Source organism: Nocardioides ginsengisoli (assembly GCF_039537225.1).
GTDB lineage: Bacteria > Actinomycetota > Actinomycetes > Propionibacteriales > Nocardioidaceae > Nocardioides > Nocardioides ginsengisoli.
The window spans coordinates 112,710-136,272 of the sequence record NZ_BAABAC010000013.1; the positions used below are offsets into that span (position 1 = coordinate 112,710).

Genomic DNA, 23,563 nt, shown 5'->3' on the forward strand with positions numbered 1-23,563 from the left:
TCTCTCCATGAGGGGGGACTACGGCACGCTCCGGGTCGCGGCGGGCATCGCCGACGACCTCGCGCGCCACGGCGACCGCCCCGCCCTCCGTACGACGTCCGGCACACTCACCTACGCCGAGCTCGACCGCCGCGTGGCCACCGCCCGCGCCGAGCTGGCCGCCATCGGCGACGCCCAGCTGGTCCGGATCTCACCGGCCCCGACCACCGACTTCGTCGTCGCCTGGCTCGCCGCGTTCACCGGCGGCCACGCCACCCTGCTCACCGACGACGACGGCCTCGCCCGCGCGTACGGCGTCTCGGTCACCCGCACGCCCGGCGGCTGGCGCCCGACCGGCGCGCCCGCGCCCTCACTCCACCCCGACCTGCGGCTGCTGCTCAGCACGTCCGGGTCGACCGGGTCGCCCAAGCTGGTCCGGCTGTCGGCGGCGAGCCTCGACGCGAACGCGACGGCCATCGCGTCGTACCTGCGCCTGCGCGAGGACGACGTCGCGCTGACCACGCTCCCCTTCGACTACTGCTACGGCCTCTCGGTTCTCCACAGCCACCTGGCGGCCGGCGCCTCGCTGGTCCTCGACGACCGCTCGGTCACCGACCCGGCGCTGTGGGCGCACGCGCGGCGGCAGGGCGTGACCTCCTTCGCGGGGGTCCCCTACACCTTCGACCTGCTCGGCGCCGCCGGGTGGCCCGCACTGCCGACGCTGCGCCAGGTCACCCAGGCCGGCGGGCGGCTCGCGCCCGACCGGGTCCGCGCGCTGGCCGAGCAGGGTGCGCGCGAGGGCTGGGAGCTGGTCGTCATGTACGGCCAGACCGAGGCGACCGCGCGGATGGCCTACCTGCCGCCCGAGCTCGCCGCAGCGCACCCGGGCACGGTCGGCGTCGCGGTCCCCGGCGGCAGCCTGCGCATCGACAAGGTCGCGGGCGCCGCGCCGGGCGTCGGCGAGCTCGTCTACCGCGGACCCAACGTGATGATGGGCTACGCCGAGTCGCCCGCCGACCTGGCCCGCGGCGCCGAGCTCGACGAGCTCCGCACCGGCGACCTGGCCCGGACCACCCCCGAGGGGCTGGTCGAGATCGTCGGCCGCCGCTCCCGCTTCGCCAAGCTGTTCGGCCAGCGGATCGACCTCGACCGGGTCCAGACCCTGCTCGGCCTCGCCGGGTACGACGCCGCGTGCGCCGAGTCCGTCGACGGGCGACACCTCGTGGTCGCCGTCCCCGGCAGCCCCGACGCCGCTCACCTCGCCGACGTCGCGACGGCCACCGTCGCCGACACCGGACTGCCCGCCCACGCGGTCCGCGTCGTCCCGGTCGCCGACCTGCCGCGGCTCCCCAACGGCAAGCTCGACCAGCAGGCCGTCGCGCGGCTCGAGAGCGTCCCGGCACCCGACCCCGGCTCCCCCCAGGCGTCGATCGCGCGGCTCTACGCCCGGATCCTCGGCCGCGAGCACGTCTCCCCCGACGCCACCTTCGTCGCCCTCGGCGGCGACTCCCTGTCGTACGTCGAGCTGTCGCTGCGCCTCGAGAGCCGGATCGGCCGCCTCCCCTCCGACTGGCAGAACCACACCGTCGCCGAGCTCGCGGCCCGCCTCGACCCGGCCGGCGCCGACGCTCCCCGCAGGCGGGCCTGGGCCCGCGTCGACACCACGATCGTGCTGCGCGCGGTCGCCATCGTCCTCATCGTCGGCTCGCACACCAACCTGTGGGTCCTGGTCGGCGGCGCCCACGTGCTGCTCGCCGTCGCCGGCGCCAACTTCGCCCGCTTCCACCTCGCCGACGAGGGCCCCCGCGAGCGGCTGCGACGCGTCGCCCGCGCCGCCGCCCGGATCGCCGTCCCCTCGATCCTGTGGATCGGCAGCGTCGCGCTGATCACCGGCGCCCCCGGCTGGCGCAGCGTGTTCCTGCTCAACGACCTGCTCGGCACCCATCACTGGTCCGAGCCCGACTGGTACTACTGGTTCGTCGAGGTCTGCGTCATCGCCGCCGTCGGCGCCGGCCTGCTGACCGCGATCCCGTGGGTGATGGCCCTCGAGCGGCGCCACCGGTTCCCGCTCGCCGCGGGGCTCACCGCGGTGGCCCTGGCGCCGCGGTTCTGGGCCACCGCCACGTCCTACGACGGCGACGTCATCCACTCCTCGGCCTTCGTGATGTGGCTCTTCCTCGGCGGCTGGGCGGCCGCCGTCGCCCGCACCCACGGCCAGCGGCTGCTCGTCACCGCGCTGCTCCTCGTCGGCGCGTGGGGCTTCACCGGCGACACCCAGCGCGACCTGATCGTCATGGCCGGCGTGACCGCGCTGGTCTGGCTGCCGAGCGTGCCCTGGCCGCGGGCGCTCGTCGGCGTGACGGGGACGCTCGCCAGCGCCTCGCTGTTCATCTACCTCACCCACTGGCAGATCTACCCGCACCTCGAGAACCGCTGGCCGCTCGGCGGCCTGCTCGCCTCGATCGCGGTCGGCGTCCTCACCTGGCGGGTCGCCGAGCTGGTCCCGGCCGCCGTCCAGGTCCGGCTCGCGCGGCTCCCACGCAGTGGCAGCCGCGCAGTGAGGCAAGCCGAACCTCACTACACTCCGAACCACGACCACCGACAGGAATCCCGATGAAGAAGCACCTCCTCCGCGCCGGGCTCGGCATCGCCGCCGCCACCCTGCTCGCGCCGATGCTCGCCGCCTGCGGCAGCAACGAGCCGACGCTGGTGGTCTACAACGCCCAGCACGAGCAGCTGCTCAAGGAGATCGCGCCGGAGTTCACCAAGGAGACCGGCATCAAGGTCGAGCTGCGCAACGGCCAGGACCTGACCCTGTCCAACCAGATCGTCCAGGAGGGCAAGGCGTCGCCCGCCGACGTCTTCCTCACCGAGAACTCCCCGGCCATGTCGCAGGTGGAGGCCGCCGGCCTCTTCGACAAGCTGCCCGCGAGCCTGGTCGCGCCGATCCCGGCGCCGTACCGCCCGCGCAGCGACCTCTGGACCGGCTTCGTCGCCCGCTCCACCACCCTCGTCTACAACACCGACCAGGTGAAGCCGACCGACCTGCCCGCGTCGATCCTCGACCTGGCCAAGCCCGCGTGGAAGGGCCGGATCGCCTTCTCCCCCACCGGCGCCGACTTCCAGGCGATCGTCGCCGCCATGATCGACCTCAAGGGCGAGGCCGCCGCCAAGGCGTGGCTCGAGGGCCTCAAGGCCAACGGCAAGGTCTACGACGGCAACAACCTGGTCCTCGAGGCGGTCAACTCCGGCCAGGTCCAGGTCGGCATCGTCTACCACTACTACTGGGAGCGCGACCGCAAGGAGAACGGCGACGTCTCCGACCACAGCGCCCAGTACTACTTCAAGGGCGGCGACCCGGGCGCCTTCGTCAGCGTCTCCGGCGCCGGCATCCTCAAGTCCAGCGACATGAAGGACGAGGCCCGCAAGTTCATCGCCTTCCTCGTGGGCGAGAAGGGCCAGCAGATCCTCGCCGACAGCTATGCGCTCGAGTACCCGCTCAACCCGAAGGTCCAGCTCGAGGGCGTGCAGATGAAGTTCAGCGAGCTGCAGCCGCCGAACGTCAACGTCTCCGACCTCGACGCCAAGAAGGTCGTCGACCTGATGACCGCTGTGGGTTTCCTCTGACCGTCAGCACTCCACTCCGACCGCCGGCGCGGCCCCGTACGATGGGCGCCGCGCCGGCGTTGGTGCTGCTCGGGCTCGCGATCGCGGCCCTGACCCTCGTGCCGCTCGGCTACGTCCTGTGGACGACGGCCGACCTCGGCGCCGGCCAGGCGGCCGACTTCCTGTGGCGCCCGCGGATCGGCGAGCTGCTCTGGAACACGGTCCGGCTGCTCGTCGCCGGCGTGCTGCTCAGCGTCGTCGTCGGCGTCGCGGGCGCATGGGTGATCGAGCGCACCGACCTGCCGGGCCGCGGCTGGTGGCACGGCCTGATGTGCGCGCCGCTCGCCGTACCGGCGTTCGTCAACGGCTGGGGCTGGGTGTCGACCACCCACGCGGTGCAGTCGTTCCCCGGCGCGGTGATGGTGGTCGCGCTGTCCTACTTCCCGCTCGTCTACCTGCCCACCGTCGCCGCGCTGCGCCGCCTCGACCCGGCGGTCGAGGAGGTCGCGACCGCGCTCGGCAAGGGCCCGTGGCAGGTCTTCCTCCGGGTGACGCTGCCGGCGATCAGCCCGGCAGTGCTCGGCGGCGCGCTGCTCGTCGGCCTCCACCTGCTCGCCGAGTACGGCGCGCTCCAGCTGCTCAACTACCCGACGCTGACGACAGCGATCCTGCAGCAGTACGCCACCGTGTTCAACGGCCCCTCCGCGACCCTCCTCGCACTGGTGCTGGTCGTCTTCTGCCTGCTCCTGCTCGGCCTCGAGCTGTTGCTGCGCGGACGCCGGCAGCGGGCGCGGGTCGGCGCCGGGGCCAGCCGCGAGATCCCGCCGGTCCGGCTCGGTCGCCGCACGCCCGCCGTCCTCCTGGCGCTCGTGCTGCTGACCGTCTGGTCGCTGGGCGTGCCGGTCGCGGCGCTGGTGCGCTGGCTGGTCCGCGGCACCTCGACCGGCATCGACCTCGGCGAGCTCGCCGGCGCCGGGTCGAACACGCTGCTGTTCGCCGTCCTGGGCGGGCTGACCGCGACCGCGGCCGCCGTACCGGTGGTGTGGCTGGCGGTCCGCCACCGCAGCTGGATCACGACCGCCATCGAGCGCAGCGTCTACACCGCGAGCGCGATGCCGGGCATCGTGATCGCGCTGGCGCTGGTGACCGTCTCGATCCGCGTGGTGCCCTCGCTCTACCAGACCCTGGCGCTGCTGATCGCCGGCTACCTGATCCTCTTCCTGCCGCGCGCCGTGGTGAGCGTGCGCTCGACCTTCGAGCTGGTCCCACCCGGGCTCGAGGAGGTCGCGCGCAGCCTCGGCTGCTCCGGCCCCGAGGTCGCGCGGCGGGTGACCCTGCCGCTCGTCGTCCCCGGTCTGGCGGCCGCCGCGTCGCTCGTCGCGCTCGCCGTCTCGACCGAGCTGACCGCGACCCTGCTGCTGGCGCCGATCGGCACCGACACCCTGGCCACGAAGTTCTGGTCCGACGCCTCCTCCGTCGAGTACGGCGCCGCGGCCCCCTACGCGCTGGCCCTGATCGTGCTGTCCGTACCCTCGACCTGGCTGCTGGCCCGACTGAGCACGAGGAGCCGCTGACGATGACGGACGCCCTGGAGATCCGCGGACTGGAAGCCGGCTACGGCCGCAACCCGGTGCTGCGCGGCGTCGACCTCACCGTGCCCGGCGGTGTGACCTCGATCCTCGGGTCGTCCGGCTGCGGCAAGACCACCCTGCTGCGCGCGGTCGCGGGCTTCGTGCAGCCGACCGGCGGCTCGATCAGCGTCGCCGGCGCCGAGGTCGTCGGCGGGCGCCGCACCGTCCCGGCGCGCCAGCGCGGGATCGGCTACGTGCCCCAGGAGGGCGCGCTCTTCCCCCACCTGACCGTCGCGCGCAATGTCGCCTTCGGCCTGCCGCGCGCCGAGCGGCGCGACGCCGCGAAGCGGGTCGCCGCGTCGCTCGAGCTGGTCGAGCTCGACCCGTCGCTGGCCGAGCGCTACCCCCACGAGCTCTCCGGCGGCCAGCAGCAGCGCGTCGCCCTCGCCCGCGCGCTGGCGCCGCGACCGACGCTGGTGCTGCTCGACGAGCCGTTCTCGTCGCTCGACGCGTCCCTGCGCGAGGAGACCGGCCGGGCCGTCGTCCGGGCGCTGCGGGCGGCCGACGCGGCCGCCGTCCTCGTCACCCACGACCAGGGCGAGGCGCTCTCGCTGGCCGACCAGGTCGCGGTGATGATGGAGGGCCAGTTCCTCCAGGTCGCGGCGCCGTCCGCGGTCTACCTCGAGCCCGCCGACCCGCGGATCGCGGCCTTCATCGGCCACGCCTCCCTGCTGCCCGGCGAGATCGGCGCCGACGGCCGAGGCCGGTGCGCCCTCGGCAGCGTCGCCGTCCGGCCGGCGTCGGCCGCGGGGCCGGTGCAGTTCGCCGTACGGTCCGAGCAGCTGCAGGTCCGCGCCGACGGCGACGGGACTCCGGGCGAGGTCGTCGACGTCAGCTTCTTCGGGCACGACGCGACGATCCGCGTCCGCCTCGACTCGGGCGAGCGGATCGCCGCCCGGACGCCGGCCGACTCGGTGCCGCGCGCCGGTGACCGGGTGCGGGTCACCGTGCTCGGCGACGTCATCACGTTCCCGCGCTGAACCACCCCGACGGCGCGAGCTCGTCGTTCATCCGCGGGACGTACTGGTCGAAGTAGATCCGCGCGATCAGCTCGCGCCGCGAGCGCACGCCGGCCTTCTCGAAGATCGCCTTGAGGTGGTCCTGCACGGTGTACGCCGACAGGTGCAGCGAGCCCGCGATGGCCTTGGTGTCGGCGCCCTGGAGCACCAGCTGGGTGACGTCGCGCTCCCGCGGCGTCAGCCCGAACGCGGCGACCACGAGCGAGACGATCTCCGGCGGCCGCGCCTCCTCGATCGTCACCACGACGTCGCCGCCGCCCGTGCCCGGGCCGCCGAGACCGCTCAGCGGCCCGGCCTGCAGCACCAGCCAGCGACCGCGCCGGGTGCGGACCCGGCAGCGGGGCAGCTCGGTGGTCTCGCCGCGGCCGTAGCGCCTGGCCGCGCCGATCAGCCCGGTCAGGACGGCGGGGCTGACGCCGAGGCCGCCGCCGCCCGCCAGCTCGGCGAGCCGCTGCTGGGCGGGGCCGGTGATCTGGCTGATCGAGTCGTCGGCGCCGACGATCACCACGGCGGGGCCGGCCAGGTCGTCGTCGTACTCGTCGGCGGTCTCGGCGATCCGCGCGAGCAGGCCGGCCCGGACCCCGCGCGCGAACGCCGGCGCGAGCGAGGCCAGGAAGTCGACCTCCACCTCGTCGAACGGCCGGTCGTCGGGGCCGCGCATCAGGCCCATCCCGCCCCAGACCTCGTGGCCCTCGCGGAACATCAGCCGGACCTCGTCCTGGTAGCCGAAGTGCAGCTGGTGGTAGTCGCGGATCCGCAGCGAGCTGGCGACGTCGCCCCCGGTCGCGAGATGCACGGACGCCGCCGGCCGCTCCGCCCGGGCCAGGACGGCGAAGGACGTCGGCTCGGGGCTGCCGTACTCGATCAGCCCGAACTGGTCGTCGTGCATGTCGTCCTGCAGGTCGAGGTCGCCGAACTTCCGGTCGCTCGTCAGCATCAGCGTCCGCGGGTCATGGGTGCCGACGCACGCGCTCACCCACGGCACCGCGCGTCGTACCGACTCGACGGCCTCGGCGAAGAAGGACTCCAGGTCGAGGCCCGCCTGCGCGACCACGCCGACGTCCTGCCGGACCCGCTCGCGGACCAGCGTCGTGGCCATCAGACGAACCAGCCGGACGGCGTCAGCTCGCGGCCCATCCGCGGCACGTACTGGTCGAAGTAGACGCGCGAGATCAGCTCGCGGCGCGAGCGCACGCCCGCCTTGTCGAAGACCGACTTGAGGTGGTCCTGGACGGTGTACGCCGACAGGTGCAGCTGGGCGGCGATCTCCTTGGTGTCGACCCCCTGCAGCACGAACTGCGTGACGTCGCGCTCGCGCGGGGTGAGGCCGAAGGCGGCCACCACGAGCGCCACGATCTCCGGCGGCCGGGCCTCCTCGATGGTGACCACGACGTCGCCCTCGCGGTCGCGGAACGAGCTGAGCGGGCCGGCCTGCAGCACCAGCCACATGCCGCACGCCGTACGGAGCCGGCAGCGGGGCGGCAGCGTGGTCTCGCCACGGCCATAGCGGCGGGCCGCGCCGATCAGCGCCGCGATCGGCGAGACCGGGTCGGAGTGGGTCGGGCTGTCGGCGAGGTCGGCGAGCCAGCGCTCGGCGGCCGGCGTCATCTGGGTGACCTGGTTGTCGGAGCCGACGATGATCACCGCCGGCCCGTCGCCCGGCAGCGGCGCGATCACGTCGGCCATCCGGCTCAGCAGGCCCGCCCGGACGCCGCGGGCGAAGGCCGGCGCGAGCGAGGCGAGGAAGTCGACCTCGGAGGCGTCGAAGGGCGCATCGCGCAGGTCGCGGAAGATCGCCATCGCGCCCCACAGCTCACGGCCGTCGCGGAACGCCAGCCGGGCCTCGTCGCCCATGCCGAAGTGGGGGCGCATGAAGAGGTCCATCCGGGCCGAGGCGCGGACGTCGCCGTCGTGGACCAGGTGCACGCCCGCGGCGTCGGTGCCGGTGCGCGCCAGCTCGGTGAAGGCGGTCGGCTCGACCATGCCGTACTCCAGCAGTGCGAACTCGTGGTCGAGCTCGTCCTCGCCGCGCAGCTCGCCGTACTTGCGGGCGCTGGTGAGCATGTGGGTGCTGGGGTCGTGGGTGCCGACGCAGGCGCTCGCCCACGGGACGGCGCGCCGCACGGACTCCATCGCCTCCTCGAGGAAGGTCTCGAGCTCGAGGCCGGCGCGCGCGACGACGTCGACGTCCTGGCGCACGCGCTCAGCGGTCAGTCCTCGGGCCATGAGAGCAGTGTGGCCGATCGGTGACCCCTTGCGTATCCCAGTTTTCTGGGGAAGCCCGGATCCCAGACCTCACGGCGAGATTCAACCCGGCCGCTCGGGATGGTTGCGGCCCCTGCCGCGCCCCGAGGGTTGCGCCATGACCACCACACCCGACACCACGCTCCTCACCCGCCTCGACTCGGGCTGCGAGGTGCTCCTGCCCGGCGACGCCGGCTTCGACGCCGCCCGCACCCCGTGGAACCTGTCAGTCGACCAGCGGCCCGCCGCGGTCGCCGTACCCCGGACGATCGAGGAGGTCCAGGACGTCGTCCGGGCCGCCGTCGCCGCGGGCCTCAAGATCGCCCCACAGAGCAGCGGGCACGGCGCCGCGCTGCTGTCCGAGCTGCCGCTGGACGACGTGCTGCTGCTCCGGCTGCACGCCCTCACGGGCGTCACGGTCGACGCCGCGGCCGGCACCGCGCGCGTCGTCGGCGGGACCCTGTGGCAGGACGTCGTCGAGGCGGCCGCGCCGTACGGGATGACGGCGCTGCACGGCTCAGCCGCCGACGTCGCGGTCGCCGGCTACATCCTGAACGGCGGCCTCTCCTTCTACGCCCGCGAGCACGGCGTGGCCGCGAACTCGATCCGCGCGGTCGAGCTGGTCGCCGCCGACGGCTCGCTGGTGCGCGCCTCGGCCGCGGAGAACGCTGAGCTGTTCTGGGCGGTCCGCGGGGGCGGCGGCAACCTGGGCGTCGTGGTCGCGATCGAGATCGCGCTGCTGCCCTACGCCGACGTGTTCGCCGGCATGCTGCTGTGGGACCGCGAACGGGCTCCCGAGGTCGTCCCGGCCTGGGTCGAGTGGACCCGTACGGCGCCCGCGTCGGCCACCACCTCGCTGCGGGTGATGTCCTTCCCGCCGCTGCCCGAGCTGCCGCCGTTCCTGTCCGGGCGCGACATCGTCGTCATCGACGGCGCGATCCTCGAGTCGGACGACGACGCCACCGCGCTGCTCGCGCCGCTGCGGGCGCTCGGCCCCGAGATGGACACCTTCGGCCGGATCCCGTCGGCCGCACTGCTCCAGGTCCACATGGACCCGCCCGGCCCGAGCCCGGCCGTCGCCGACCACAGCGTCCTGGGCGCCCTCGACGCCGCCGGCATCGAGGTCTACCTGGAGCAGGTCGGCCCAGGCACGCGGAGCGGGCTGATGTTCGCCGAGCTGCGCCACCTCGGCGGCGCTTTGGCCGCTCCGGCGGCCGGCGGCGGCGCGCTGTCGCACCTCCCCGGCGAGTACGCGCTGTTCTGCGCCGCGATGGCCCCGACCCCCCAGGCCGCCGTCGCGGGGCGCGCCGCCGCCTTCTCCGTCGTCCGCTCGCTCGCCGCGTGGTCGCGGCCGAGCCTGGTGCCGACGTTCACCGAGAACCGAGTCGACAGCAGCCGGTTCTACGACGGCGAGGACTGGGTCCGGCTGTGCCGGGTGCGCGACGAGATGGACCCGTCGCGGGTGTTCGTCGCGGGGCACGGCCTCTGACGGACGCCGTCCTCGCGCTCGCGTCGTACGGGCGGGCCCGGGCTGTGGGGGCCCGGGCCCGCCCGTCGATGTCTCGCCTCCCGCGACGGGATGGGGCGGCGGGGCGGGTCACGCTTGGGTGAGGCGCCCACCGGCGTCCGCACCCGAAAAAGCAGCCGAGCCCGACCCCCTCGGGGGGGCCGGGCTCGTTCACTTGCCGTGGCAGGTGCTGGATTCGAACCAGCGTAGGCTATGCCGGCTGATTTACAGTCAGCTCCCTTTGGCCGCTCGGGCAACCTGCCGGGCTGTCATCGACCGCTTCCCAGCCCCTCGCAGGAGGGCCTGAGTTGGTGTGTCGGCGACGACGCGAAACAATAGCGCAGCAGCCCCGCCCGACCGAAAACAGCGCAGGTGAACCCATGGCCGACTCCTCCTTCGACATCGTCAGCAAGATCGACCGCCAGGAGGTCGACAACGCTCTCGGCCAGACCGCGCGCGAGATCTCGACCCGCTTCGACTTCAAGGGGACGGGCGCCACGATCGAGTGGAAGGGCGAGCACGCGATCGAGATCAGCGCGTCCGCCGACGAGCGCGCCAACGCCGTCCTGAGCGTCTTCCAGGACAAGCTGATCAAGCGCAACCAGTCGCTGAAGATCCTCGACTCCTCTGAGCCGCGCCAGTCCGGTCAGCTGTCGAAGATCAGCATCACGCTCAAGGAGGGCATCACCTCCGAGGACGCGAAGAAGATCTCCAAGCTGATCCGCGACGAGGGCCCCAAGGGCGTCAAGGCGCAGGTCCAGGGCGACGAGCTCCGCGTGTCGTCCAAGAAGCGCGACGACCTCCAGGCCGTGCAGGCGCTGGTGCGCGCGCAGGACTACGACTTCGCGGTGCAGTTCACCAACTACCGCTGACCGACCGATCCTGCTGACCGCACCACCCCCGTGACCGATCGCCACCACCTCGGCGCCGCCGTCGGGCTGGTCGTCGTGACGATCGCGCTCGTGATCGGGGTCGGGGTGGCGTTCGCGTACGACGTCGGCGGGCCTGCCCGCCGTACGCCGCCGCCGGGCCCGCAGGCCGAGGCGCCCGCCATCACGGGCGCCGCGCCCGCCCGGCCGGTCGCCCGGGAGCCGCGCGATCCCTACCGCCCCGACGACGCCTGGCTCGCCCGGGTCTCGGCGGCGACCGCGATCCCGCCGCGCGCGCTCGCGGCCTACGCCCGGGCCCACCTGCGGGTCGCGGCCGAGCAGCCCGGCTGCCGGGTGGCGTGGAACAGCCTGGCCGCGATCGGCGGCGTCGAGTCGCGCCACGGCAGCGTCGGCGGGGCGGTCCTCGGCGACGACGGGGTGCCGCGGCCCGAGATCCTGGGGCCGGTGCTCGACGGCGGGGCGTTCGGCGCCGTCCACGACTCCGACGGCGGGGTCCTCGACGGTGACGCGACGTGGGACCGCGCGATCGGGCCGCTCCAGTTCATCCCGTCGACCTGGGAGACGTGGGGCGCCGACGGCAATGGCGACGGGATCGCCGACCCCAACCAGATCGACGACGCGGCGCTCGCCGCCGGCCGCTACCTCTGCCACGCCGGCGACCTCGCCGACCCCGACACCTGGCGGCGCGCGGTCTTCAGCTTCAACCATTCCGACGCCTACGTCGCCGACATCGCCGGCCTCGCCAACCGCTACGCCGCCGAGGCGGGCTGACCTACCAGGCGGCCCGCACGACCTCGAGCACCGCGTCGACCGTGACCGGCGCCGGGTTCGGGTACGGCGTCGCGGCCACCCGCTCCGCGACACTCGCCAGGCCGTCGGCCGGCACGCCGAGGTCGCGCAGCCGCCGCGGCCCGTCGTACGACGCCGCGAGCGCGCCGATGACCGCCGCCGGGTCGTCGCTCCCCGTGATCGCGGCCAGCCGCTCGGCCGCCGCCGGCGCGAACGGCAGGTTGTATCGCGTGACGTGCGCCAGCAGCAGCGTGTGCAGCTCGGCGTGCGGCAGGTCGAAGGTGCCGCCGAGGGCGTGCGCGAGCTGGTGGTGCAGGCCCATCGGGACGCCGGCGAGGCAGGTCCCCGCGAGCCAGGCGCCCTGCTGCAGGGTCGCGCGCGCGTCGACGTCGCGGGGCGCGGCCAGCACCGCCGGCAGCCCGCCGAGGATCAGCCGCGCCGACTCGGTCGCCAGCGCGTCGCTCACCGCGGTCGACGTCTGCGCCCACAGCGCCTCGACCGCGTGGGCGAGCGCGTTGACCGCGCTGGTCAGGGTCAGCCCGACGGGCATGCCGAGGGTGAGCTCGACGTCGTAGACGACCGTGCGCGGCAGCAGGCCGGGATCGCGCCGGGTCTGCTTGACGCCGCCCTCGGTCTCGCCGAGGACCGGCGTCACCTCCGAGCCGGCGTACGTCGTCGGGACGGTGAGGTGCAGCAGCCCGGTGCGCGCGACGAGCGCCTTCCCGAGCCCCACCGCGGACCCGCCGCCGATGGTGACCACCGAGTCGGCCGCCCCGGCGCGCGCGAGCTCGAGCGCCGTCGCGGTCACGGCGACCGGCGTGTGCACCACCGCGCCGTCGAAGCGCCCGACCGCGCGCTCCCCCAGCGCCGCGACCAGCTCGTCGCCCGCCGCCCGCGCGGAGCCGGTCGCGACGACGAGCGTGCGGGCGCCACCGAGCCGCTCCAGCTCCTCCGGCACGGCGTGCCGGGCGCCGGCGCCGAGCACCACGCGGGAGGACGTTGTCTCGTGGACGACCACCATGCCCCGACCGTATCGGCCATGATGCGGCCATGAACCCCGCGGCACAGATCGAGATCGACGCGCCCCTCGCCACCGTGTGGCAGGTCATGCTCGACACCGAGCGCTACGGCGAGTGGAACCCCTTCGTCGAGCGCGCCGAGACCGCCCAGCCGGCCGCCGTCGGCAACCCGATCACGCTCCACGTGGTGTGGGCCGACGGCCGGCGGACCCGCTCCCCCGAGCGGATCACCGCCCTCGACGGACCCACCACCGATCCCGCGACGGGGACGACGTCCGCCGTGATGTCGTACGTCTACGAGGGGCTGCCGGCCAAGTTCGGCCTGGTCCGCGGGGTGCGGCACCAGCGGCTGACCCAGCAGCCGGGCGGGCCGACGACGTACGCGACGGTCGAGGAGTTCAGCGGACCGCTGGTCCGCCTCGCCGGCCCGGGGCGCGTCGCCGACGGCTTCCGCCGGCACGCGGAGGGACTCAAGCGGAGGGCCGAGCAGGGGGCTTAGCCGGCGGCTTTGCGCCCGGCGGGATCAGCTCGTCGGAGTTCTTCGCCGCCCACAGCGCGAACCCGAACACCGCCGCCCCGCACACGATGTCGAGCACCACGTGCGCCTGCCGCCACCAGACCATGCCGGTGGCGCCCGGCACGAGGTAGTGGCCGATGCCGATCAATCCCGACAGCGAGTAGCCGGTCAGCGCGATCGCGGCCGACGTGATGTGCCGGCGGAACCACAGCAGCAGCCCCGCCGCCCCGAACGCGGTGAACACGAACCAGCCGACCGCCACCAGGGTCGCGGACGGCGCCGGCACGGCCGCGTCGGGACCCGGCACGGGGTAGTCGTCGTAGTTGACGTAGTTGTCGACGTAGTGGACGACCGACACCAGCACCGCGATCCCGAGCAGCCAGCACAGAACCCGCGTCGCCCGGAGATAGCTCACCTGTCCAGACTAGGCGGCGGCGGCCAGCTCTCTGGGGAGGGCTGTTATGTAACTCGGTGTCCGTGCATCCACCACGGTGCTGTGACACGTCATGAGCCCCAGGTAGATGTACGGACACCGAGTTACAAGGCGCGGCGGCGCACCCGCTCGGCGCGGGCGGAGGCGGCCGGCGCCCCGTGGCGGATCGATATGTAACTCGGTGTCCGTGCATCCACCACGGCGCCATGACACGTCATGAGCCCCAGGTAGATACACGGACACCGAGTTACAAGCCGCCGCGGCGGCCCACCCCCTAGACGGACACCCCGCCCAGCGCCGGCACCGCCACCGCGGTCGCGCCGGTGGTCGGGCTCAGCCACACCCGGCTTCCCAGCTCGAGATCCAGCGCCCGCGCGTGCGTGCGCGACAGGACGACGAGCACCGGCTCCGCCTGCCCCTCGACGTCGACGGTCAGCCGCATCTCGAAGCCGACCCGCAGCGCCCGCCGGACGACGCCCGGCGTGGACCCGACGACGCCGGGGGCGACGGCGACCTCGATGTCGTGGGGGCGCAGCGCCAGCGGCCCGAGGCGGGTGACCTCGCCGAGGAAGCCCATCACGAAGTCGTTGGCCGGCTCGTCGTAGAGCTGGTCGGGCGTGCCGATCTGCTCGATCCGCCCCTCGTTGATGACGACGATCTCGTCGGCGACCTCGAGCGCCTCCTCCTGGTCGTGGGTGACGAAGACGGTCGTCACGTGAACCTCGTCGTGCAGCCGGCGCAGCCAGTCGCGCAGCTCCTTGCGGACCTTGGCGTCGAGCGCGCCGAAGGGCTCGTCGAGCAGCAGCACCGACGGCTCGACGGCGAGTGCGCGGGCCAGGGCGAGGCGCTGGCGCTGGCCGCCGGAGAGCTGCGAGGGCAGCCGGTGGGCGAACTGCGAGAGGTGGACGAGCTCGAGCAGCTCGGCGACCTTCTGAGCAATGCGCTCCTTGTCGCGACGCTTCTGGGGGGTCCACGGGGGGCGAAGCCCCCCGTGCGCGCGGATCTCCAGGCCGAAGGCGACGTTCTTGGCCACCGACATGTGCTTGAACACGGCGTAGTGCTGGAACACGAAGCCGACGTTGCGCTTCTGCGGCGGCAGCTTGGTCGCATCGGCGCCCTCGATCTCCACCGAGCCGGTGTCGGCGGTCTCGAGTCCCGCGATGATCCGCAGCAGGGTGGACTTGCCGCCGCCGCTCGGCCCAAGCAGGGCGGTCAGCTGGCCGGTGGGCAGGGAGACGTTGATGTCGTCGAGCGCCACGAAGTCGCCGTAGCGCTTCCCGACACCTCGTACTTCGATGCTCATGAGCGATCCTCCTTGCGGATCAGCGAGACGACCACGAGGGCCAGCACGGACGCCAGCACGAGCACGAATGCGGCGGCGTACGCCGTGGGCTCCTCGTAGTTGGAGTAGCGGTTCTGGATGAGGAGGGTGGCGGTCTCGCCACGGAAGGCGGCGCCGGGGCTGACGATCTTGACCGCGCCGAACTCGCCGAGCGAGCGCGCCAGGCTGAGCACCACGCCGTACACGACCGCCCACTTGATGCTGGGCAGGGTGATCCGGCGGAAGATCTGCCAACCGTCGGCGCCGAGGCTGCTGGCGGCGAGCTCGGCGTCGGTGCCGATCTCCTCCAGCACGGGCACGACCTCGCGGATGACGAGCGGCAGGCTGACGAAGGCGGTGGCCATGATCATGCCCGGCGTGCTGCCGATGATGAAGACGCCCGCCGCCTCCAGCGCACCGCCGAACCAGCCCTTGCCGCTGCTGTAGGCCAGCACCAGCGCGAGACCGACGACGACCGGCGAGACCGACATCGGCAGGTCGACGAGCACCGAGAGGATCCGTCGTCCCGGGAACTGGTAGCGCACGAGCAGCAGCGAGATGCCGACGCCGAACACGGTGTTGATGACGACCGCCCAGAACGCGCAGGTCGCGGTCAGCCCGAAGGCGTAGGTCACCGACGGGTCCTGCAGGCGCTCGAGGAAGGGCCCGATGCCGGACGCCGCGCCGCGCTCGAGCGGGGCGAAGGTCCGCGCGGTCACCTCGTAGAGCGGCCAGACCACGAGCACCGCCAGGTAGGCGATCACGAAGGTCCGCAGCAGGTAGGTCACCGGCCCCTTGCGGGACCTGATCTGTCGGGTGTCAGCCACGGCGCGCCACCCTCCGCGCGATGAGGTCGAGCGCCACGATCGTCACGATCGCGACCAGGAGCAGCAGGACGGCGACCGCCGCCGCGCCCGCCTGGTTGTCGCCCTCGATGAACTTGAGGATCTTCAGCGACGCGACCTCGGTCTCGTACGGCGTGTTGCCGGAGATGAGCACCAGCGACCCGAACTCGCTGATCGCGCGCGCGAAGCCCAGCGAAGAGCCGGCCGCGATCGCCGGCACCAGGCTCGGCAGGATGATCCGCCGGAAGGTGGTCGCCCGCGAGGCGCCCAACGACGCGGCGGCCTCCTCGACGTCGGCGTCGAGCTCGAGCAGCACCGGCTGCACCGTGCGGACGACGAACGGCAGGGTCACGAACAGCAGCGCCAGGAAGATGCCCTGGCGGGTGTTCACGATGTTGATGCCCACCGGGCTCTCGGGTCCGTACAGGGTCAGCAGCACCAGGCCGGCGACGATCGTCGGCAGCGCGAACGGGATGTCGATGACGACGTCGAGGATCCGCTTGCCGAAGAACTGGTCGCGGACCAGGACCCAGGCCACGATCGTGCCGATGACTGCGTTCGCCACGGTGACGAGCGCCGCCTCGACGACGGTGAGCCGCAGCGCGGCGAAGGTCTGCGCGTCGGTGAGGGTGTTCCAGAAGGAACCCCAGCCGCCCGCGGCCGCCGCCCCCACGACCGCGGCGAGCGGCAGCAGCACCAGGACGCTGAACCAGACCAGCGCCGCCCCCAGCCCGACACCCGAGGTCGGGGTGAGGCGGAACAGCCCGCTGGACCGGCGCGTCGAGCGCGCCGGTCCAGGGGGTGCGACCAGGGTGTCGGTCACTTCTTGGTCGCTTCGGCGTACAGCTTGTCGAAGCGGAGCTTCTGGCCGTCCTTGCCGAACCACTCGGCGTTGATGGCGGACCAGCCGCCGAGGTCGGCGACGGTGCTCAGCGACTTCGGCGTCGGGAACGGGTTGCTCGGGTCGTTGGCGCCCTCGACCTTGATGCCCGAGATGTCCAGGTTGCCGACCGGGCGGAAGCCCTTCTCGACGAAGGCGGTCTGGCCCTTGTCGCTGAGGATGAAGTCGAGCCAGTCCTTCGCGACCGGGTTGGCGCCCTTGAGGACGGCGCCTGGGTTCTCGATCAGGAAGGTGTGGTTGGGGACGATGTAGTCGAGCGACTCACCCTTCTGCTTGGCCAGGATCGCCTCGTTCTCGTAGGTGAGCAGCACGTTGCCGACGCCCTTCTTGAATGCCTCGGTCGCCTCGCGTCCGCTGGCCGCCCAGGTGGTGACGTTCTTGAAGACCTTGGTCAGGAACTGGTCGGCCTGCTGCTCGTTGTCGCCCTGCGCCTTGGCGGCGGTGTAGAGCGCGAGCACGTTCCACTTGGCCGAGCCGGAGCTGGCCGGGTCGGGGGTGACGATCTTGACGTCGGGGCGGGTCAGGTCGCTCCAGTCCTGGATGCCGAGCGGGTTGCCCTTCTGCACGGCGATGACGGCGACCGACTTGGAGACGATGCCCTTGTTGGGGCCCTGGTTCCAGGTCGGGTCGACCAGGCCGGCGTCCACGAGGCGGGTCATGTCGGGCTCGAGGGAGAAGACGACGTAGTCGACGTCCTTGCCCTTGGTGTCGGCGACCTTGCGGCTCTGGTCACCCGAGGGGCCGTACGAGCCGGAGAACCGGACGTCCGTGCCGGCGTCGGTCTTGTTGAACTCCTTCGCCGCAGCCTGGTTGGCCGCCTCCGGCACCGCGAAGCCGACGATGTTGATCGTCTTGCCGGTGTCGGACCCTCCAGCACTGCTGCAGGCCGTGAAGGCCAGTGCACCCAGCACGCCTACCGCGACAGCCTTGATCGATCGCTTCATTGCACCCATTCCTCGCATCGGGGCCCGGCCTCGGGCCCGGCTCACGTTCAAACTAGATCGTAATAATACACATTAGTGAATTAACCGACTTGCTCGTAGACAAATCGACGAGCGCAGGTGACCGAGGTCACGGACCGCCAGCAGTACGGCGTTCCGCGAGCGCGAGCGAGCGCGCGACAGCCGCTCACCAGGCGGCACGAGGCGGAGCGCGCGACACCGGCGGACTACCCTGGGGAGGCCGCGCCGAACGGGCGGCTCAGGCGCGAAACGAACAGGTGTCGCGAAAAGTGGAACGTGTTCTAGATGGACTCTAGAATCGAGGCACCTCCCGCAACGGCCGTCATCACGCGGCCGGCGCCGAAGTCGAGAGAAGTGGAGCAGGCGTGAGCCAGACCAAGCAGGTCAAGCAGCTGGATCGGGTGATCATCCGGTTCGCCGGGGACTCCGGCGACGGCATGCAGCTGACCGGTGACCGGTTCACCCAGGAGTCGGCCGTCTTCGGCAACGACCTGGTGACCCTGCCCAACTTCCCCGCCGAGATCCGGGCGCCCCAGGGCACCATCCCCGGCGTCTCGTCGTTCCAGATCCACTTCGCCGATCACGACATCCTCACGGCCGGCGACCGGCCCGACGTCCTGGTCGCGATGAACCCGGCGGCGCTCAAGGCCAACCTGGGCGACCTGCCCAAGGGCGCGACGATCATCGTCGACACCCACGACTTCACCAAGCGCAACCTCGACAAGGCCGGCTACACGTCGAACCCGCTCGACAAGCTGGGCCCGGATTATGAAGCGGTCGACGACAGTGTCAATGAGCTGGCCGGCTTCCAGGTGCAGCCGGTCGACCTCACCGGCATCACCGTCGAGGCGGTCAAGGAGTTCGGCCTGTCCCGCAAGGACGCCGCCCGCGCGAAGAACATGTTCGCCCTCGGCCTGCTGTCGTGGATGTACGGCCGCCCGACCGAGCCGACCATCGCGTTCCTGGAGAAGAAGTTCGCCAAGGTCGCCGACATCCTCGGCGCCAACGTCGCCGCCTTCAAGGCCGGCTGGAACTACGGCGAGACCACCGAGACCTTCGTCGTCCAGTACGAGATCAAGCCGGCCAAGATGCAGCCCGGCACCTACCGCAACATCACCGGCAACCTGGCCCTGTCCTACGGCCTCGTCGCCGCGGGCGTGCGCTCCGACCTGCCGGTCTTCCTGGGCTCCTACCCGATCACCCCGGCCTCCGACATCCTCCACGAGCTGTCCAAGCACAAGGGCTTCGGCGTGACCACGCTGCAGGCCGAGGACGAGATCGCGGGCATCGGCGCCGCCATCGGCGCGGCCTTCGCCGGCCAGCTCGCGATCACCACCACCTCGGGCCCCGGCATCGCGCTCAAGTCCGAGGCGATCGGCCTCGCGGTGATGACCGAGCTGCCGCTCGTGATCGTCAACGTCCAGCGCGGCGGCCCCTCCACGGGCCTGCCGACCAAGACCGAGCAGGCCGACCTGCTGCAGGCCATGTACGGGCGCAACGGCGAGGCCCCCGTGCCGATCGTCGCGCCGCAGTCGCCCGGCGACTGCTTCGCCGCGGCCGTCGAGGCCGCCCGGATCGCGATCACCTACCGCACCCCCGTCTTCCTGCTCTCCGACGGCTACCTCGCCAACGGCTCCGAGCCGTGGGCGATCCCGTCCGTCGAGGACCTGCCGAGGATCGAGGCGAACTTCGCCACCGAGGCCAACCACGACAAGGGCGACGGGGCGAAGGAGTTCTGGCCCTACCTGCGCGACGAGGACACCCTCGCCCGCCCGTGGGCGATCCCCGGCACCGCCGGCCTCGAGCACCGCATCGGCGGTCTCGAGAAGGGCGAGGGCCACGGCAACATCTCCTACGACCCCGCCAACCACGACCGGATGGTCCGCATCCGCGCCGAGAAGGTGCAGCGGATCGCCGACTCCCTCCCGCCGCTCGAGATCGACGACCCCTCCGGCGAGGCCAAGGTGCTCGTCATCGGCTGGGGCTCGACCTACGGCCCGATCGGCGCCGCCTGCCGCCGCGTGCGCCGCGCCGGCTACAACGTGGCCCAGGTCCACCTGCGCCACCTCAACCCGTTCCCCAAGGACCTCGGCGAGATCCTCAAGCGCTACGACAAGGTGCTGGTCCCCGAGATGAACCTCGGCCAGCTCTCCCGCCTGCTGCGCGCCGAGTACCTCGTCGACGCCGTCGGCTACAACCACGTCTACGGTCTCCCACTCAAGGCCGCCGAGCTCGCCGAGGCCGTCGGCGCCCTGGTCGGCGAGGCCGAGGGCCGCGACGTCGACCTGGGCGAGCACGGAATCAACGCCCCTGCTGACCACGAGGAGGTGCCCCAGTGAGCACCATCGACCTGCCCATGCCGCTGCTCGGCACGTCCCTGGTCCCGCCGATCGCCGAGGGCGAGAAGCAGACCGGCAAGGACTTCTCCAGCGACCAGGAGGTCCGCTGGTGCCCCGGGTGCGGTGACTACGCCGTCCTCAAGGCCGTCCAGTCCTTCCTGCCCGACCTGGGCCTGCGCCGCGAGAACATCGTCTTCGTCTCCGGCATCGGCTGCTCCTCGCGCTTCCCCTACTACCTCGACACCTACGGGATGCACTCGATCCACGGCCGCGCGCCGTCGATCGCCACCGGCATCGCCACCGCCCGCGAGGACCTCAACGTCTGGGTCGTCACCGGCGACGGCGATGCGCTCTCCATCGGCGGCAACCACCTGATCCACGCGCTGCGCCGCAACGTCAATATGACGATCCTGCTGTTCAACAACCGGATCTACGGCCTCACCAAGGGCCAGTACTCCCCCACCTCCGAGACCGGCAAGGTCACCAAGTCCACCCCCGTGGGCTCGATCGACCACCCGTTCAACCCGGTCTCGCTGGCGCTGGGCGCCGAGGCGACCTTCGTGGCCCGCACCATCGACAGCGACCGCAAGCACCTGACCGCCGTCCTCGCGGCCGCCGCCGCGCACCGCGGCACCTCGTTCGTCGAGATCTACCAGAACTGCCCGATCTTCAACGACGGCGCGTTCGACGCGATCAAGGACAACGAGACCAAGGACCACGCGATCATCCCGCTCACCCACGGTGAGCCGATCACGTTCGGCGTGCGCTCCGACGAGACCGGCCTGGGCGACAAGGCGCTCGTCCGTGCCGCATCCGGTGGCGTCGAGGTCGTCGAGACGGCGTCCGTCGCCGCCGAGGCGATCCTGGTCCACGACGCCCACAACCCCGACCCGTCGACCGCCTTCGCGATCTCGCGGCTGACCGACGCGGGCTACCTCAACCGCAGCCCGATCGGCATCTTCCGCCAGGTCGACCGCCCGACGTACGACGACCAGGCGCGCGCTCAGGTCGCCACCGCCACCGAGGCCGTCGCCGGCAAGGGCACGCCCGAGGAGCGGCTCGCCCAGCTCATCGGCGCGGGCGACACCTGGACGATCGACTGACCTCGAGCCGGACAAACGAAGGGCCCCGCCGATGGCGGGGCCCTTCGTCATGCTGGGCTGCTGATCAGTAGCAGCGGATCTTGCCGATCTTGATCGTGGTCTTGGCGTAGGGTCCCGACGCCTTGAGCACGATGCGCCACGCGCTGCCGCAGCGGCCGTCGAACCGGATCCGGAAGTGACCGGTGGTCACCGAGGTCGCCTTGCGCGTGTAGGTGCGCCAGGAACCGCCCGGGTTCTTGCGCTGCAGGATGACCTTCTTGCCCTTGTAGGTGATCGCGTTGCCGCTGACCTTGAACTTGCCGCTGTTGCGGATCTCACCTGCGGACAGGTTGTTGACCACGTGGTACTGGACTGCGGCGGTCTGGCCGACCGACGGCGCGGCCTGGGACGGCGCGACGCTGAGCCCCAGCAGAGTGGCCGTGAGCGCGGCGACGAGCAGCGTGATGGTGCGAATGAATCGCATGGATGGGTCCCCCTCGAGATAGATGTTCAGAGACAGAGCCCTCGTGCCCGGGGTTCGCGACGCTGAAACCGGTCGTTAGGGTCTGAATGTGTCCGACAGTCGCCGTGGCCTCCTGCTGGGCTTCCTGGCGTACCTGCTCTGGGGCGCGTTCCCGCTGTACTGGCCGCTGCTCCACCCGAGCGGCCCGGTCGAGATCCTGGCCCACCGGATGGTGTGGTCGCTGGTCGTGATGGGCGTCCTCCTCGTCGCGCTGCGTCGTACGGCGGCGCTGCGCGCGGTGCTTCGGAGCCGTCGTACGTCCCTGCTGCTGGTGGTCGCCGCGATCACCATCACGATCAACTGGGGCACCTACATCTACGGCGTCAACAGCGACCGCGTGGTCGAGACCTCTCTCGGCTACTTCATCAACCCGCTGGTGACCGTGCTGCTCGGCGTCCTCGTCCTCGGCGAGCGGCTGCGCCCGGCGCAGTGGGTCGCGCTCGGCATCGGCTTCCTGGCGGTGGCGGTGCTGACCGCCGACTACGGCCGGCCACCGGTCATCGCGCTGGTGCTGGCGTTCTCGTTCGGCACCTACGGCCTGGCGAAGAAGTCGGCCAACGTGGGCGCGATCGAGAGCCTCACCTTCGAGACGGCGACCATCGCGCCCTTCGCGCTCGGCTACCTGGTCTGGCTCGGCGCGGCAGGCCGCGCCCACTTCCTCGGCGACGGCGCCGGCCACGTGACGCTGCTCGTCGCCAGCGGCATCGTGACCGCGATCCCGCTGCTGTGCTTCGGCGCCGCCGCGACCCGGATCCCGATGACCACGCTCGGCCTGCTGCAGTACCTCACCCCGACCCTGCAGTTCGCGTTCGGCATCACGCTGCTGGGCGAGCACATGCCACCCGGGCGCTGGATCGGCTTCGGGCTGGTGTGGCTGGCGCTGGTGGTGTTCAGCGTCGAGGCGGTCCGCAACCACCGGCAGGAGCTGGCCCGCTCGGCGGAGGCCGCGGCGGTCTGAGCACGCGCCGAGCGCCGCGTACGGCAGCGACGGGGTGCACGTCGCCGCCGGACGCGACACGCCAAAGTTATCCGGATCAGTAGACTTTCACGAGGGTTCTGCGCCAGGTATCGGCCGCGCTGGTGACAGGCGCTGCCGATCAGCGGGCCGTCGCGGACACCTCGCCGGTGAGGCCGTCGATCAGCTGGGTGCCGGCGGCGGCAGAGAGGAGAGCTCGCAGCGCGACGGCCCGGCGATCGAACGACTCCGACTCCCCGCGGGCGCCGGGGCCGACCAGGATCCAGCGGCGCGGCGGTCGGGCACCGCGAACGGGCCTCGCCGGATCGGGCTCACGGTCGTGCGGCGCGACGTAGCCGCCGTGCAGGGCGTCGGCGAGCCGGGCAGCGCGCACCCGGCCGATGCCCGGGTGCGACCGCAAGCCGTCGGGTGCAGCCGCGGCGACGGCGGCCAGGCTGCCGTAGGAGGCGAGCAGGCTGCGGGCCATGGTGAGGCTGATCCCCGGCACGACCGACAGCATCGCCTCGGCCTGCGCGGACGGGTGGCGCGGGGCTCGCCGCGGCCCCACCGTCAGCGTCGTCGGCCCGGCGCGGCGGGCGCGCTTCGCCAGCCGGACCACCCAGGCCGCGCTGTCCTCGGCATCGAGGCTGTGCAGCACGGTGACCCCGTCCTCGATCAGCCGGCACACGGCGCCGCGCCAGGCATCCTCGGCGATCCCGCGCGGCTCGCCCTCGACCAGCAGCACCGCCTGGGCGAACGCCGACTGCAGGCGGACGGCCTGGTCGAAGATGCGCCCGTCCCGGATGGAGGCGCCGAGATCGTTCGGGCCCTTGCGCTCGACCGCCAGCCCGGGCCCGAGGACGTAGTCGCCGACGGGAAGGTCGGTCAGCCGCACCTCGAGGCCGGCTGCTGCCAGGGCATCCGGGATCGAGCTGTTCCGCTCGCGGTGATCCACGAGCACCGGACCTACATCGACCACATGTCGACGCTACCCGGACGGC

21 protein-coding genes and 1 tRNA gene are annotated in these 23,563 nt (G+C 72.4%); 11 read left to right on the forward strand and 11 right to left on the reverse strand.

Annotation, left to right across the window (positions count from 1 at the left end; translation table 11 throughout):
• The first annotated feature begins 7 nt into the window (after positions 1 to 7).
• From AB4880_RS07025 to AB4880_RS07040, 4 genes are read left to right on the forward strand one after another with little or no spacing between them, the layout of a single operon-like run.
• On the forward strand, positions 8 to 2,596 hold the full coding sequence (locus AB4880_RS07025; RefSeq protein ID WP_367918501.1) for an AMP-binding protein: 2,589 nt from the start codon (positions 8 to 10) through the stop codon (positions 2,594 to 2,596).
• Positions 2,593 to 3,606: an iron ABC transporter substrate-binding protein gene (locus AB4880_RS07030; RefSeq protein ID WP_367918502.1), complete on the forward strand. Its 1,014-nt coding sequence runs from the start codon at positions 2,593 to 2,595 to the stop codon at positions 3,604 to 3,606. The genes AB4880_RS07025 and AB4880_RS07030 overlap by 4 nt, the downstream gene beginning before the upstream one ends.
• Before the next feature lie 41 nt (positions 3,607 to 3,647).
• Complete coding sequence (locus tag AB4880_RS07035; protein ID WP_367918503.1) at positions 3,648 to 5,159, forward strand: ABC transporter permease; 1,512 nt, start codon at positions 3,648 to 3,650, stop codon at positions 5,157 to 5,159.
• Positions 5,160 to 5,161: 2 nt separating this feature from the next.
• Complete coding sequence (locus AB4880_RS07040) at positions 5,162 to 6,196, forward strand: ABC transporter ATP-binding protein (protein ID WP_367918504.1); 1,035 nt, start codon at positions 5,162 to 5,164, stop codon at positions 6,194 to 6,196.
• Here the strand turns inward: AB4880_RS07040 and AB4880_RS07045 are convergent.
• Positions 6,180 to 7,334: a helix-turn-helix domain-containing protein gene (locus tag AB4880_RS07045; protein WP_367918505.1), complete on the reverse strand. Its 1,155-nt coding sequence runs from the start codon at positions 7,332 to 7,334 to the stop codon at positions 6,180 to 6,182. The two genes, AB4880_RS07040 and AB4880_RS07045, sit on opposite strands and share 17 nt — an antisense overlap.
• Positions 7,334 to 8,461, reverse strand: coding sequence for a response regulator transcription factor (locus AB4880_RS07050; RefSeq protein WP_367918506.1), 1,128 nt, complete (start codon positions 8,459 to 8,461; stop codon positions 7,334 to 7,336). The genes AB4880_RS07045 and AB4880_RS07050 overlap by 1 nt, the downstream gene beginning before the upstream one ends.
• Positions 8,462 to 8,597: 136 nt before the next feature.
• Here AB4880_RS07050 and AB4880_RS07055 point away from each other — a divergent pair, with 136 nt between their 5' ends.
• On the forward strand, positions 8,598 to 9,968 hold the full coding sequence (locus tag AB4880_RS07055; protein ID WP_367918507.1) for an FAD-binding oxidoreductase: 1,371 nt from the start codon (positions 8,598 to 8,600) through the stop codon (positions 9,966 to 9,968).
• A 199-nt stretch (positions 9,969 to 10,167) separates the two neighbouring features.
• On the opposite strand, the gene AB4880_RS07060 is transcribed toward AB4880_RS07055, so the two are convergent.
• Positions 10,168 to 10,249 (reverse strand) — tRNA-Tyr (locus AB4880_RS07060).
• A gap of 117 nt (positions 10,250 to 10,366) precedes the next feature.
• Here AB4880_RS07060 and AB4880_RS07065 point away from each other — a divergent pair.
• A complete protein-coding gene (locus AB4880_RS07065; RefSeq protein WP_367918508.1) occupies positions 10,367 to 10,858 on the forward strand; it encodes a YajQ family cyclic di-GMP-binding protein in 492 nt (163 codons plus the stop codon).
• Between the two features lie 30 nt (positions 10,859 to 10,888).
• Positions 10,889 to 11,647: a lytic transglycosylase domain-containing protein gene (locus tag AB4880_RS07070; RefSeq protein ID WP_367918509.1), complete on the forward strand. Its 759-nt coding sequence runs from the start codon at positions 10,889 to 10,891 to the stop codon at positions 11,645 to 11,647.
• A gap of 1 nt (position 11,648) precedes the next feature.
• Here AB4880_RS07070 and AB4880_RS07075 read toward each other — a convergent pair whose 3' ends face one another.
• Positions 11,649 to 12,686: a maleylacetate reductase gene (locus AB4880_RS07075; protein ID WP_367918510.1), complete on the reverse strand. Its 1,038-nt coding sequence runs from the start codon at positions 12,684 to 12,686 to the stop codon at positions 11,649 to 11,651.
• 29 nt (positions 12,687 to 12,715) lie between these two features.
• On the opposite strand from AB4880_RS07075, the gene AB4880_RS07080 reads away from it, so the two are divergent.
• Positions 12,716 to 13,183 carry an SRPBCC domain-containing protein gene (locus AB4880_RS07080; protein ID WP_367918511.1) on the forward strand — a complete coding sequence of 156 codons (468 nt, stop codon included), beginning with the start codon at positions 12,716 to 12,718 and terminating at the stop codon, positions 13,181 to 13,183.
• Here AB4880_RS07080 and AB4880_RS07085 read toward each other — a convergent pair.
• The 5 genes from AB4880_RS07085 to AB4880_RS07105 form a co-directional block, all read right to left on the reverse strand.
• Positions 13,155 to 13,616 (reverse strand): hypothetical protein, encoded by a 462-nt coding sequence (locus tag AB4880_RS07085; RefSeq protein ID WP_367918512.1) that lies wholly within the window; start codon positions 13,614 to 13,616, stop codon positions 13,155 to 13,157. The genes AB4880_RS07080 and AB4880_RS07085 overlap by 29 nt on opposite strands.
• A 292-nt stretch (positions 13,617 to 13,908) precedes the next feature.
• On the reverse strand, positions 13,909 to 14,937 hold the full coding sequence (locus AB4880_RS07090) for a sulfate/molybdate ABC transporter ATP-binding protein (protein WP_367918513.1): 1,029 nt from the start codon (positions 14,935 to 14,937) through the stop codon (positions 13,909 to 13,911).
• Positions 14,934 to 15,782, reverse strand: coding sequence for a sulfate ABC transporter permease (locus AB4880_RS07095; RefSeq protein ID WP_367918514.1), 849 nt, complete (start codon positions 15,780 to 15,782; stop codon positions 14,934 to 14,936). The genes AB4880_RS07090 and AB4880_RS07095 overlap by 4 nt, the downstream gene beginning before the upstream one ends.
• Positions 15,775 to 16,623, reverse strand: coding sequence for a sulfate ABC transporter permease subunit CysT (gene cysT, locus AB4880_RS07100; RefSeq protein WP_367918515.1), 849 nt, complete (start codon positions 16,621 to 16,623; stop codon positions 15,775 to 15,777). The genes AB4880_RS07095 and cysT overlap by 8 nt, the downstream gene beginning before the upstream one ends.
• On the reverse strand, positions 16,620 to 17,645 hold the full coding sequence (locus AB4880_RS07105; RefSeq protein WP_367918516.1) for an extracellular solute-binding protein: 1,026 nt from the start codon (positions 17,643 to 17,645) through the stop codon (positions 16,620 to 16,622). The genes cysT and AB4880_RS07105 overlap by 4 nt, the downstream gene beginning before the upstream one ends.
• A gap of 383 nt (positions 17,646 to 18,028) precedes the next feature.
• Between AB4880_RS07105 and AB4880_RS07110 the strand changes: the two genes are divergently transcribed.
• Together AB4880_RS07110 and AB4880_RS07115 are read left to right on the forward strand one after the other, a co-directional pair.
• On the forward strand, positions 18,029 to 20,002 hold the full coding sequence (locus tag AB4880_RS07110; RefSeq protein ID WP_367918517.1) for a 2-oxoacid:acceptor oxidoreductase subunit alpha: 1,974 nt from the start codon (positions 18,029 to 18,031) through the stop codon (positions 20,000 to 20,002).
• Positions 20,003 to 20,019: 17 nt separating this feature from the next.
• Complete coding sequence (locus tag AB4880_RS07115) at positions 20,020 to 21,105, forward strand: 2-oxoacid:ferredoxin oxidoreductase subunit beta (protein ID WP_367918670.1); 1,086 nt, start codon at positions 20,020 to 20,022, stop codon at positions 21,103 to 21,105.
• Positions 21,106 to 21,169: 64 nt separating this feature from the next.
• On the opposite strand, the gene AB4880_RS07120 is transcribed toward AB4880_RS07115, so the two are convergent.
• The gene (locus AB4880_RS07120; protein WP_367918518.1) at positions 21,170 to 21,568 is read right to left on the reverse strand and encodes a hypothetical protein; all 399 of its coding nucleotides are present in this window, start codon (positions 21,566 to 21,568) and stop codon (positions 21,170 to 21,172) included.
• A gap of 88 nt (positions 21,569 to 21,656) precedes the next feature.
• Here AB4880_RS07120 and rarD point away from each other — a divergent pair, with 88 nt between their 5' ends.
• Entirely contained in the window at positions 21,657 to 22,565 is a 909-nt protein-coding gene (rarD, locus tag AB4880_RS07125; RefSeq protein WP_367918519.1) for an EamA family transporter RarD, read from the forward strand.
• A gap of 139 nt (positions 22,566 to 22,704) precedes the next feature.
• Here the strand turns inward: rarD and AB4880_RS07130 are convergent, their stop codons facing one another.
• A complete protein-coding gene (locus AB4880_RS07130; protein WP_367918520.1) occupies positions 22,705 to 23,541 on the reverse strand; it encodes an ERCC4 domain-containing protein in 837 nt (278 codons plus the stop codon).
• Positions 23,542 to 23,563: the final 22 nt, after the last annotated feature.